This window comes from Heyndrickxia shackletonii (assembly GCF_001420715.1).
GTDB classification, from domain to species: Bacteria; Bacillota; Bacilli; order Bacillales; family Bacillaceae_C; genus Margalitia; species Margalitia shackletonii.
This window is the reverse complement of sequence record NZ_LJJC01000006.1, coordinates 427,909-440,848: the sequence shown is the minus strand read 5'-3', so window position 1 is coordinate 440,848 and position 12,940 is coordinate 427,909. Positions and strand designations below refer to the sequence as shown.

Here is a 12,940-nt window from a genome sequence, read left to right as displayed (position 1 = left end):
AGCGGCTTCTTTTATTTCCTCTATAAAACAAAAGATTCGTTACAAAAAGTAACGAATCTCAAATCTCCAATATTTTATGCGTGTTATTATTCAATATGGCGGAGGAAGAGGGATTCGAACCCCCGCGCGGTTTAACCCGCCTGTCGGTTTTCAAGACCGATCCCTTCAGCCGGACTTGGGTATTCCTCCGTATCGACAAGTAATAATATAACAAACAAAAAACAGCTTGTCAACACTATTTATAAGTTATTTTTTATCTTCTTTTTCCCGATTGATATTTGTGTTTATTATTAACTTTTGCCTAATGCGTACACGTGTACAGTTATATCGAGAGAAAACCTAGTAAACATGTACGCATAAAGGCATTTAGATTACATAAATTTATTTTGCTTTAATAACATCCACATTTCTCATATATGGACGCAACACTTCTGGAATTATTACACTGCCATCTTCTTGTTGGTAGTTCTCCAAAATAGCAGCGACTGTACGTCCGATTGCCAAGCCTGAACCATTTAGTGTATGAACATGTTCTGGCTTCCCATTAAGTTCGCGGCGGAAACGAATATTTGCCCTGCGTGCTTGAAATGCCTCAAAGTTACTGCAAGAAGAAATCTCGCGATAAGCATTATAGCTTGGGATCCATACTTCGATATCGTATTTTTTAGCAGCTGTAAATCCTAAATCTGCTGTACACATACTTAAAACACGGTATGGCAATCCAAGTAATTGAAGTACTTTTTCTGCATGACCTGTTAATTTTTCAAGCTCCTCATAAGAATCTTCCGGTTTCACAAACTTCACCAGCTCTACCTTGTTAAATTGATGTTGGCGAATGAGTCCCCTAGTATCACGACCTGCAGAACCTGCCTCAGAACGGAAACATGCACTAAATGCTGCATAATTGATAGGAAGCTGATCCCCGTCTAAAATTTCATCTCGGTGTAAATTTGTCACCGGTACTTCTGCTGTAGGGATTAAGAAGTAATCTTCACTCTCTACTAAAAATGCATCTTCCTCGAACTTAGGCAGCTGGCCAGTACCTGTCATACTTGCACGATTCACTAAATATGGCGGTAATACTTCTTCATAACCATGCTCTTCTACATGCAGGTCTAACATAAAGTTAAATAAAGCCCGTTCTAGCCTGGCACCTAACCCTTTGTAAAATACAAAACGGCTTCCTGTTACTTTCGCTGCGCGTTCAAAATCTAATATACTTAAATTTGTCGCAATATCCCAATGCGGCTTAGCTTCAAAATCAAACTCTCTTACCTCTCCCCATTTACGGATTTCGACATTATCATCTTCTGATTCTCCAATTGGAGTACTTTCATGAGGAATATTAGGAATAGACATGAGGATGCGATCCAATGTTTCTTCCACCTGACGCAATTCATCGTCATATAGTTTTATTTTTTCTCCAACTTCACGCATTTCGGTGATCAAGTTGTCAGCATCTTGCTTTTCCCTTTTCAATTGCGCTATTTTTTGACTTACTTCATTGCGTTTGCTTTTTAAATCTTCTGTAACAACAATAAGTTCCCGTCTTTTTATATCCAATTCCTCAAACTTTTCAAAGTCGGTCAAATCTTCCCCGCGATGCTGCAATTTTTCCTTTACTTTATCGAAGTTTGCTCTTAAATATTTAATATCAAGCATGCTATTTTCCTCCTTATTCTTAATAAAAACAAAAAACTCCCGTCCCCTATAAAGGGACGAGAGTTACCCGCGTTGCCACCCAGATTGAAAGCAAATTAGATTTGCTTTCCACTTTAATCGATAACGGTTTTACCCGAAAGTACTTACTAGTTTAAAAAACATTCGGTACTTCGCTCAAGGATGGATTCGCAAATTTCCTTTATCGGTTTACACCGGCCACCGACTCTCTAAAAAAGAATAACTTGCTACTATTTCCTGTCAATGCTTTAAATTGATATTAAAAAATAATTTACTACAATTTTTACCTAAATGCAACTGCTTTTATGCATTTTCTTTTGATTTTTTGACCATATCCACAAAATATTCTGTTAGTCTGCTGTCATCTGTTAATTCCGGATGGAAGGAGCAGCCTAAAAACTGTCCTTCTCGAGCTGCTACTATTCTTCCATTATGTTTGGCAAGTACTTCAACGTTCTCGCCAGCTTCAACGATATGTGGCGCACGTATAAATACTGCCGGAAAATGGTCAGCTACACCAGCTATATCTAAATCAGTTTCAAAGCTTTCCTTTTGTCGACCAAATGAATTTCTTTCAACCTTTACATCTAACACTCCAATATGCGGTTGATCATATCCTACAATCGATTTAGCCAGTAATATTAAGCCAGCACAAGTGCCGAACATCGGCTTACCTTGTTTTCCAAAGTTCTTAAGCTCATCTAAAAAGTCATACTTATCTATGAGCTTCCTCATTGTTGTGCTCTCACCACCGGGTAGAATCAACCCATCCAGCTCATTTAATTGCTCCTTGTGCTTTACTACAACTGCATTAGCACCACATTTCTCTATTGCATTAACATGTTCTCTTACAGCCCCTTGAAGGCCTAGTACACCGATTTTAACCATTAGACGATACTCCTTACCAGCCTCGTTCTTGCATACGAGATTCTGGTGATAATGAAGATATTTCAATTCCTTTCATTGCTGTTCCTAGGTTTTTGGAAATATGAGCAATAAGCTCATAGTCTTGATAATGTGTTGTTGCTTCTACAATAGCTTTAGCAAATTTTGCAGGGTTTTCTGATTTGAATATACCCGAACCAACAAAAACACCATCTGCTCCTAATTGCATCATAAGTGCTGCATCAGCTGGAGTTGCAACCCCACCAGCAGCAAAGTTAACGACTGGCAAACCGCCATGCCTTTTAATTTCAAGCAATACTTCGTATGGCGCCCCTAGAATTTTGGCTTCAGTCATTAATTCATCTTCATTCATGCTGATGACTTTTCTTACCTGTGCATTTACTTTTCGTATATGTCTAACTGCTTCTACAATATTTCCTGTACCTGGTTCACCTTTTGTGCGCAGCATTGAAGCACCTTCACCGATTCGGCGTGCTGCCTCCCCTAAATCACGACAGCCACAAACAAATGGAACAGTATATTCCTTTTTATTTAAATGGTATTCTTCATCAGCTGGAGTTAATACTTCACTTTCATCAATATAATCTACTCCCATTGCCTCAAGAACACGTGCCTCAACAATATGGCCAATTCTTGCTTTAGCCATTACAGGGATTGTCACAGCATTCATCACTTCTTCCACAATACGTGGATCAGCCATTCTTGCTACACCACCAGCTTTTCGTATATCTGAAGGTACGCGTTCTAATGCCATAACAGCAACTGCTCCAGCATCTTCTGCAATTTTTGCTTGTTCCGCATTTATAACGTCCATAATTACCCCGCCTTTTTGCATTTCTGCCATGCCGCGCTTAACTCTATCAGTTCCTGTTTTCACGAACACTACCCCTTTTTTCTGAAAATATTTAATTCCCATAAAGTTCCTAAGATTAATAAACAGCAAAAAAGACACCTTGTCAAGAAGGTGCCTTTAAAATGCTTTATTTGTATAGTATTAATTTTAGAACCAACCTTTAACTGTAGATGTTATTCCGCCCCAAATATTAGCAAAAAAGTGGCCCACGCCTCTCATCATAAGAACAAACCAATTTGCCTTATCGACATTATTTGCAGTTACAACATAAACACTAGCAGATTTTTGGCCATATAAATATCCATAATCCTTTGAACCTTTATATTCTGCTACAAGTTTTCCCACTGCTTCGTTCTTTTTCACAGGTGCTAAAAGATTGCCATCTTTGTCGAGCTTTTTCTTATCTAACACTAAAACAGGTTTAAAAGCTTTATCCTCACCATTTTTTACAACTAAACGAAGAGGCTCTTTTGTGGAAATCTTTACATTTTTTTCTTTCCCTTTTAACACTGGAAGAGTTTTATGTTTACTAATTTCATAGTTTTTAGGATAAACCTCTTTAACGGAAAAATTACTGAACGCATAATCCATCATTTTTTTCGTTTCATCAAATCGTGCGCTGTATCCGCCTTGACCTTTTGCATTTGTTGCATTTAATACAACCGTAATAACCCGCATTCCATTTCGTTGAGCAGTACCCGTAAAGCAATAGCCTGCAAAATCTGTAGTACCTGTTTTCAAACCATCCACACCATTATCCTTTGAACCATAGACTAATGATGGCAGCATCCAATTCCAGTTTTCCATTTTAACATCTTCATCTGGAGTAAAGCCTGCATGAAACACCATTTTTGGAATACTTGATGTTTTCAACATTTCAGGATAGTCATTTACTAAGTGGTAGGCAAGTTTTGCCGTTGCTCTTGCTGACATTATATTTTCATCATCAGGTCCTCCAAATTTCTTTGGATACATACCTTGTAAATCTGAGTTGTTTAAACCCGTACAGTTTACAAATTTGTAATCTTTTAACCCGAGTTTCTTTGCTTCTTCATTCATCATCTTTACGAAATTTGTTTCCGAACCTGCAATCGTTTCAGCAATCGCAATTGTCGCTGCATTTGCTGAATATATTGCCATAGCATGATATAAATCAATAATTTTGTATTTCTTATCTTTTCTCAATGGAACATTTGAAAGTTTTGTATTATGAGAGATTTTATAAACATAATCACTAGGCGTATATTCCTGATCCCATTTTACTTTTCCCTTTTTAACGGACTCCAATAAAATATACTCTGTCATCATTTTTGACATGGATGCAACACCCAGTGCAGTGTCTGCATTTTTTTCATAAAGCACTTTTCCAGTACTTGCTTCGATTGCAATAGCCCCATCAGCATGCACATCTAAAATATCATCGGCCGCAAATGCATTTTTTGGTAATTGCAACAAACTCACTATTAATATAAATGCCAGTGCACTGGCAAGACACTTCTTTAACTTATTTTTAGCTTTCACTCATAACCCTCCATCACGATGAACTACACTTTCGTTATTGTATCATAGTTCGAATCTATTGAGTAGACGGAGGATATACCTAAGTAAAACAAAAAATGGTAGAATTCTGTATCATAGATACGGAATTCTACCATTTTTTTATAAAATATTTCCTAAATTGTGAACACCTTATGACAATGAGTAATTTGGTGCCTCTTTGGTTATTTGAACATCATGCGGATGGCTTTCTTTTAATCCGGCTCCAGTCATACGAATAAATTGTGCCTCTTCACGTAGAGCTTGTAAATCCTTCGATCCACAATACCCCATTCCAGATCGCAATCCACCTAATAATTGGTAAATAACTTCTTCTACTGAGCCTTTATATGGAATTCTTCCTTCAATACCTTCTGGAACAAATTTTTTCGCATCTTCCTGAAAATATCGGTCTTTTGATCCTTGTTCCATTGCCGCAACAGAACCCATTCCACGATATACTTTAAAACGGCGACCTTGGAAAATTTCTGTTTCTCCAGGACTTTCAGTTGTACCTGCTAATAAACTTCCAAGCATAACAGCATGACCACCAGCAGCCAATGCTTTTACGATATCACCAGAATACTTAATTCCACCATCTGCAATAATGGCTTTACCTTGTTTTCGTGCTTCAGTAGCACAATCATATATAGCGGTAATTTGAGGAACACCAACTCCTGCAACAACCCGTGTAGTACAAATGGAACCTGGTCCAATTCCTACTTTTACCACATCTGCACCGGCATTAAATAATTCGCGCGTTGCTTCTGCTGTCGCAACATTTCCAGCAATAATATTTAAGTTTGGATATGCAGCCCTAATTTCACGTACAGTATTTAAAACGCCATAAGAATGCCCATGGGCTGTATCAATAACAATCGCATCAACATTGGCTTTTACAAGCTGTTCTACCCGTTTTAAGGTATCTTTTGTTACCCCGACTGCTGCTCCGACCAAAAGTCTACCATGTATATCTTTTGAAGAATTTGGAAATTCAATAACTTTTTCAATATCTTTTATAGTAATTAGCCCTTTAAGAACTCCGTTATTATCAACTAAAGGAAGCTTTTCAATTTTACGCCTTTGAAGAATTTGTTCAGCTTCTTTTAATGTAGTGCCTACTGGAGCAGTTACTAAATTTTCTTTTGTCATTACATCTGAAATGGGAATAGAGAAGTCCTGAATAAAACGAAGATCACGATTTGTAATAATACCGACTAATTTTTGTTCTTCTTCATTGTTTACAATAGGTACACCAGAAATTCGATACTTACCCATTAAATGTTCTGCGGAAAATACTTGATGCTCAGGAGTTAAAAAGAAAGGATCTGTAATAACGCCGCTTTCTGAGCGTTTTACTTTATCAACTTGTTCTGCCTGTTGTTCAATACTCATATTCTTATGAATGATTCCAAGTCCACCTTGACGTGCCATCGAAATCGCCATTTCTGCTTCTGTTACAGTATCCATGCCAGCACTAATAATCGGCATATTTAATTTCAGCGTTTCTGTTAATGATACACTTAAGCTTACATCCTTAGGTAATACGTCCGATTTTGCTGGAATTAATAAGACATCATCAAAGGTTAGTCCTTCTTTAACAAATTTTGTTTCCCACATAATTTTCCCTCCTGCACCCAAAAAAATATTATTAGTAGGTTATCAATTGGATAAACTACTGTCAAGTACATACAAATATGTTCCACTTTTCTAACAATTTGGAGGTTCTACTTTTGAAGAAAATATGGGAGCAATTAGATTATTTTCAATCTGCAGTCTACACGCAAGAATATTTAAAAGAGTGTTATAAAAAATTATCACCTGATATAGATTCTAGTAAACTGGGGTATGATAATTGCTTTTCCTTTATGTATTATTTGGATCACGGGAAATTATATTATACTCAGGCGGAGATTACTCCGCTTGCAATTAAACCAGTTCTTCTCTTTTATGGCCTGGTTCATTTAATTAAGGCATGTATTTTAACGGTTGATCCGAATTATCCAGAAACAACTTCCGTGTTGGCGCATGGCGTTACATCGCGTAAAAAGAAAAAACAGCAATATCAATTTATTCATGATGAGGTCAAAGTCCAAAAGCTCGGTTTATTCACTCATTTTTCTAAGCATATGTTTCACGTGGAACATTTAGATGGAGAGAAATTTGTCATGAAGGATCTTTTAACCCAATTGCCGGAGCTTGATGATTGCCTTGATTTTTTTAAAATCTCAAATTTTTATCCTGTATATCAAAATGACAATACATATAGTTTACCAATTAGAGTTTTGGATTATTATCATAAAACTTTTGATTCATTCAAGGAGTATATTAATGCAAAAAGCAATTCCGAAATTCTATGGGAGAAACCCACAAAAGATAATATTTATTTTACTTGTGATAGTACACTCCCTCTTCCTTTTCGCTACCATATTGATAAAAACATCTATTGTCTTCCCCTTGAGAAGAATAGATTAGGAATGATTCCAGAATTAATTATTTATTATTTGCTTTTATATAATCTAAGTATGATAGCAAGATATGAAACAGAATGGTGGTCAGAACTATTAAAAACAACACCTACAAATGACTATCCTATAATTACTAACTTTTTATCAATATCTATGTATAAGACAACTTATTTAGTTCTTCAATATCTTTTGAATAAATAAGAACAACATGGATGCTGCAAGGCAGATTATTGGTATAAACGATTATGTCTTCAAAAGAGAGTTTTGAAGAAAAAAGTAAGGCAAACGATACTGCCAATATTCCGAGGCAAAAAATTAATCTCGTGATTCTTTAGCATAATCTCGTGATTTATTACAATAATCTCGCGAAAATGGCACTTAATCTCGTCAATTTAGCAGTTAATCGCGCAAATCGGGACTATAGAACTATTTTTACCATACAAAAAAGCCACAGACCAATATCTGTGACTTTCTCCGATTGCCTGGCAACGTCCTACTCTTGCAGGGGGAGAGCCCCCAACTACCATCGGCGCTGAGAAGCTTAACTTCCGTGTTCGGGATGGGAACGGGTGTGACCTTCTCGCCATAATTACCAGACAATATGAGGTTATTCCCTCAAAACTAAATACTTGTAGAAGAAGAAGTAAAGAGAATCGCTCTATCTTGGTTAAGTCCTCGATCGATTAGTATTCGTCAGCTCCATGTGTCGCCACACTTCCACCTCGAACCTATCAACCTGATCATCTTTCAGGGATCTTACTAGCTTGCGCTATGGGAAATCTCATCTTGAGGGGGGCTTCATGCTTAGATGCTTTCAGCACTTATCCCTTCCGCACATAGCTACCCAGCGATGCCTTTGGCAAGACAACTGGTACACCAGCGGTGCGTCCATCCCGGTCCTCTCGTACTAAGGACAGCTCCTCTCAAATTTCCTACGCCCACGACGGATAGGGACCGAACTGTCTCACGACGTTCTGAACCCAGCTCGCGTACCGCTTTAATGGGCGAACAGCCCAACCCTTGGGACCGACTACAGCCCCAGGATGCGATGAGCCGACATCGAGGTGCCAAACCTCCCCGTCGATGTGGACTCTTGGGGGAGATAAGCCTGTTATCCCCGGGGTAGCTTTTATCCGTTGAGCGATGGCCCTTCCATGCGGAACCACCGGATCACTAAGCCCGACTTTCGTCCCTGCTCGACTTGTAGGTCTCGCAGTCAAGCTCCCTTGTGCCTTTACACTCTACGAATGATTTCCAACCATTCTGAGGGAACCTTTGGGCGCCTCCGTTACTCTTTAGGAGGCGACCGCCCCAGTCAAACTGCCTGCCTGACACTGTCTCCCACCCCGATCAGGGGTGCGGGTTAGAATTTCAATACAGCCAGGGTAGTATCCCACCGACGCCTCCACCGAAGCTGGCGCTCCGGCTTCAAAGGCTCCTACCTATCCTGTACAAGCTGTACCAAAATTCAATATCAGGCTGCAGTAAAGCTCCACGGGGTCTTTCCGTCCTGTCGCGGGTAACCTGCATCTTCACAGGTACTATAATTTCACCGAGTCTCTCGTTGAGACAGTGCCCAGATCGTTACGCCTTTCGTGCGGGTCAGAACTTACCTGACAAGGAATTTCGCTACCTTAGGACCGTTATAGTTACGGCCGCCGTTTACTGGGGCTTCAATTCAGAGCTTCGCTTACGCTAACCCCTCCTCTTAACCTTCCAGCACCGGGCAGGCGTCAGCCCCTATACTTCGCCTTGCGGCTTCGCAGAGACCTGTGTTTTTGCTAAACAGTCGCCTGGGCCTATTCACTGCGGCTCTCTCGGGCTTGCACCCTACCAGAGCACCCCTTCTCCCGAAGTTACGGGGTCATTTTGCCGAGTTCCTTAACGAGAGTTCTCTCGCTCACCTTAGGATTCTCTCCTCGCCTACCTGTGTCGGTTTGCGGTACGGGCACCTTTCACCTCACTAGAGGATTTTCTTGGCAGTGTGGAATCAGGAACTTCGGTACTATATTTCCCTCGCTATCACAGCTCCGCCTTCACGGTTACGGGATTTGCCTCGTAACCAGCCTAACTGCTTAGACGCACATAACCAGCAGTGCGCTTACCCTATCCTCCTGCGTCCCCCCATCGTTCAAACGGTGAAGAGGTGGTACAGGAATATCAACCTGTTGTCCATCGCCTACGCCTTTCGGCCTCGGCTTAGGTCCCGACTAACCCTGAGCGGACGAGCCTTCCTCAGGAAACCTTAGGCATTCGGTGGAAGGGATTCTCACCCTTCTTTCGCTACTCATACCGGCATTCTCACTTCTAAGCGCTCCACTAGTCCTTCCGGTCTAGCTTCACCGCCCTTAGAACGCTCTCCTACCACGGACACCTGTCAGGTGTCCATCCACAGCTTCGGTGATACGTTTAGCCCCGGTACATTTTCGGCGCAGAGTCACTCGACCAGTGAGCTATTACGCACTCTTTAAATGGTGGCTGCTTCTAAGCCAACATCCTGGTTGTCTAAGCAACTCCACATCCTTTTCCACTTAACGTATACTTTGGGACCTTAGCTGGTGGTCTGGGCTGTTTCCCTTTTGACTACGGATCTTATCACTCGCAGTCTGACTCCCAAGCATAAGTATTTGGCATTCGGAGTTTGTCTGAATTCGGTAACCCGATGAGGGCCCCTAGTCCAAACAGTGCTCTACCTCCAATACTCTTCATCTTGAGGCTAGCCCTAAAGCTATTTCGGAGAGAACCAGCTATCTCCAAGTTCGATTGGAATTTCTCCGCTACCCACACCTCATCCCCGCACTTTTCAACGTGCGTGGGTTCGGGCCTCCAGTAAGTGTTACCTTACCTTCACCCTGGACATGGGTAGATCACCTGGTTTCGGGTCTACGACCTCATACTTATTCGCCCTATTCAGACTCGCTTTCGCTGCGGCTCCGCTTCATCAGCTTAACCTTGCATGAAATCGTAACTCGCCGGTTCATTCTACAAAAGGCACGCTATCACCCATTAACGGGCTCTAACTACTTGTAGGCACACGGTTTCAGGTTCTCTTTCACTCCCCTCCCGGGGTGCTTTTCACCTTTCCCTCACGGTACTGGTTCACTATCGGTCACTAGGGAGTATTTAGCCTTGGGAGATGGTCCTCCCTGCTTCCGACGGGATTTCACGTGTCCCGCCGTACTCAGGATCCACTCTGGAGGGAACGAAGTTTCAACTACAGGGTTGTTACCTTCTTTGACGGGCCTTTCCAGACCTCTTCATCTACTCCGTTCCTTTGTAACTCCGTATAGAGTGTCCTACAACCCCAAGAGGCAAGCCTCTTGGTTTGGGCTTCTTCCGTTTCGCTCGCCGCTACTCAGGAAATCGCGTTTGCTTTCTCTTCCTCCGGGTACTTAGATGTTTCAGTTCCCCGGGTCTGCCTTCATTACCCTATGTATTCAGGTAAAGATACTGCTCCATTACGAGCAGTGGGTTCCCCCATTCGGAAATCTCCGGATCAAAGCTTGCTTACAGCTCCCCGAAGCATATCGGTGTTAGTCCCGTCCTTCATCGGCTCCTAGTGCCAAGGCATCCACCGTGCGCCCTTACTAACTTAACCTATAAGGTTATTACTACTTTAAAATGGATGAAATCCATAAAGTGGCGATTCTCGGTTTTACTTGGTTTCTTCTATCAGTATCTAGTTTTCAAGGAACAAGGCTACTGACTTCAATCACATCATGATTAAACGTCAGAGAATTTGCTACATGCTGACTTGCTCCGAGGTGAACCTAATCATCCTCGAATACGCTTTGCCGCAGGAGCAAAATACTTCGTTAGAATTAGAAAAAGTTTCTTAATAATTTCTAATAATAACAATATATTTGAAAGGATTGACCTTTCAAAACTGAACAGAACTTATAAACGTCTTCTTATAACCACGTAAGTGGTTTTCCATTATCCTTAGAAAGGAGGTGATCCAGCCGCACCTTCCGATACGGCTACCTTGTTACGACTTCACCCCAATCATCTGTCCCACCTTCGGCGGCTGGCTCCAAAAGGTTACCTCACCGACTTCGGGTGTTACAAACTCTCGTGGTGTGACGGGCGGTGTGTACAAGGCCCGGGAACGTATTCACCGCGGCATGCTGATCCGCGATTACTAGCGATTCCGGCTTCATGCAGGCGAGTTGCAGCCTGCAATCCGAACTGAGAATGGTTTTATGGGATTGGCTTAACCTCGCGGTCTCGCAGCCCTTTGTACCATCCATTGTAGCACGTGTGTAGCCCAGGTCATAAGGGGCATGATGATTTGACGTCATCCCCACCTTCCTCCGGTTTGTCACCGGCAGTCACCTTAGAGTGCCCAACTGAATGCTGGCAACTAAGGTCAAGGGTTGCGCTCGTTGCGGGACTTAACCCAACATCTCACGACACGAGCTGACGACAACCATGCACCACCTGTCACTCTGTCCCCCGAAGGGGAACGCCCTATCTCTAGGGTTGTCAGAGGATGTCAAGACCTGGTAAGGTTCTTCGCGTTGCTTCGAATTAAACCACATGCTCCACCGCTTGTGCGGGCCCCCGTCAATTCCTTTGAGTTTCAGCCTTGCGGCCGTACTCCCCAGGCGGAGTGCTTAATGCGTTAGCTGCAGCACTAAAGGGCGGAAACCCTCTAACACTTAGCACTCATCGTTTACGGCGTGGACTACCAGGGTATCTAATCCTGTTCGCTCCCCACGCTTTCGCGCCTCAGCGTCAGTTACAGACCAGAGAGTCGCCTTCGCCACTGGTGTTCCTCCACATCTCTACGCATTTCACCGCTACACGTGGAATTCCACTCTCCTCTTCTGCACTCAAGTCTCCCAGTTTCCAATGACCCTCCACGGTTGAGCCGTGGGCTTTCACATCAGACTTAAGAAACCGCCTGCGCGCGCTTTACGCCCAATAATTCCGGACAACGCTTGCCACCTACGTATTACCGCGGCTGCTGGCACGTAGTTAGCCGTGGCTTTCTGGTTAGGTACCGTCAAGGTACCGCCCTATTCGAACGATACTTGTTCTTCCCTAACAACAGAGTTTTACGATCCGAAAACCTTCATCACTCACGCGGCGTTGCTCCGTCAGACTTTCGTCCATTGCGGAAGATTCCCTACTGCTGCCTCCCGTAGGAGTCTGGGCCGTGTCTCAGTCCCAGTGTGGCCGATCACCCTCTCAGGTCGGCTACGCATCGTTGCCTTGGTGAGCCGTTACCTCACCAACTAGCTAATGCGCCGCGGGTCCATCTGTAAGTGATAGCCGAAGCCATCTTTCAATCTTTCCTCATGCGAGGAAAGAAGTTATCCGGTATTAGCCCCGGTTTCCCGGAGTTATCCCAGTCTTACAGGCAGGTTACCCACGTGTTACTCACCCGTCCGCCGCTAACTTTTAAAAGCAAGCTTTTAAAAGTCCGCTCGACTTGCATGTATTAGGCACGCCGCCAGCGTTCGTCCTGAGCCAGGATCAAACTCTCCAAAAA

6 protein-coding genes, 1 tRNA gene, 3 rRNA genes and 1 other annotated feature are annotated in these 12,940 nt (G+C 42.5%); of the genes, 1 reads left to right on the top strand and 9 read right to left on the bottom strand.

All coding sequences use genetic code 11. From position 1 onward, the window contains the following. Positions 1–96: 96 nt before the first annotated feature. From AN964_RS20395 to guaB, 6 genes are all read right to left on the bottom strand, one after another. Positions 97–189, bottom strand: a tRNA-Ser gene (locus AN964_RS20395). A 192-nt stretch (positions 190–381) separates the two neighbouring features. Further along, positions 382–1,662, bottom strand: coding sequence for a serine--tRNA ligase (gene serS, locus AN964_RS20390; RefSeq protein WP_055741648.1), 1,281 nt, complete (start codon positions 1,660–1,662; stop codon positions 382–384). A 49-nt stretch (positions 1,663–1,711) separates the two neighbouring features. Beyond that, positions 1,712–1,933, bottom strand: a binding site (T-box leader). 50 nt (positions 1,934–1,983) lie between these two features. Continuing rightward, positions 1,984–2,568: a pyridoxal 5'-phosphate synthase glutaminase subunit PdxT gene (gene pdxT, locus AN964_RS20385; RefSeq protein ID WP_055741647.1), complete on the bottom strand. Its 585-nt coding sequence runs from the start codon at positions 2,566–2,568 to the stop codon at positions 1,984–1,986. Positions 2,569–2,581: 13 nt separating this feature from the next. Then, positions 2,582–3,502 carry a pyridoxal 5'-phosphate synthase lyase subunit PdxS gene (gene pdxS / locus AN964_RS20380; RefSeq protein ID WP_183102096.1) on the bottom strand — a complete coding sequence of 307 codons (921 nt, stop codon included), beginning with the start codon at positions 3,500–3,502 and terminating at the stop codon, positions 2,582–2,584. Positions 3,503–3,586: 84 nt separating this feature from the next. After that, a complete protein-coding gene (locus tag AN964_RS20375; protein ID WP_055741645.1) occupies positions 3,587–4,960 on the bottom strand; it encodes a serine hydrolase in 1,374 nt (457 codons plus the stop codon). A 168-nt stretch (positions 4,961–5,128) separates the two neighbouring features. Continuing rightward, on the bottom strand, positions 5,129–6,595 hold the full coding sequence (gene guaB, locus AN964_RS20370) for an IMP dehydrogenase (RefSeq protein ID WP_055741644.1): 1,467 nt from the start codon (positions 6,593–6,595) through the stop codon (positions 5,129–5,131). Between the two features lie 113 nt (positions 6,596–6,708). On the opposite strand from guaB, the gene AN964_RS20365 reads away from it, so the two are divergent. Next, a complete protein-coding gene (locus AN964_RS20365; protein WP_235950824.1) occupies positions 6,709–7,644 on the top strand; it encodes a YaaC family protein in 936 nt (311 codons plus the stop codon). 279 nt (positions 7,645–7,923) lie between these two features. On the opposite strand, the gene rrf is transcribed toward AN964_RS20365, so the two are convergent. The 3 genes from rrf to AN964_RS20350 form a co-directional block, all read right to left on the bottom strand. Next, a 5S ribosomal RNA gene (gene rrf, locus AN964_RS20360) occupies positions 7,924–8,040 on the bottom strand. Between the two features lie 66 nt (positions 8,041–8,106). Beyond that, positions 8,107–11,041, bottom strand: a 23S ribosomal RNA gene (locus AN964_RS20355). Between the two features lie 348 nt (positions 11,042–11,389). After that, positions 11,390–12,940: ribosomal RNA gene (locus AN964_RS20350) — 16S ribosomal RNA — on the bottom strand. Together the 16S, 23S and 5S rRNA genes form the textbook arrangement of a ribosomal RNA operon.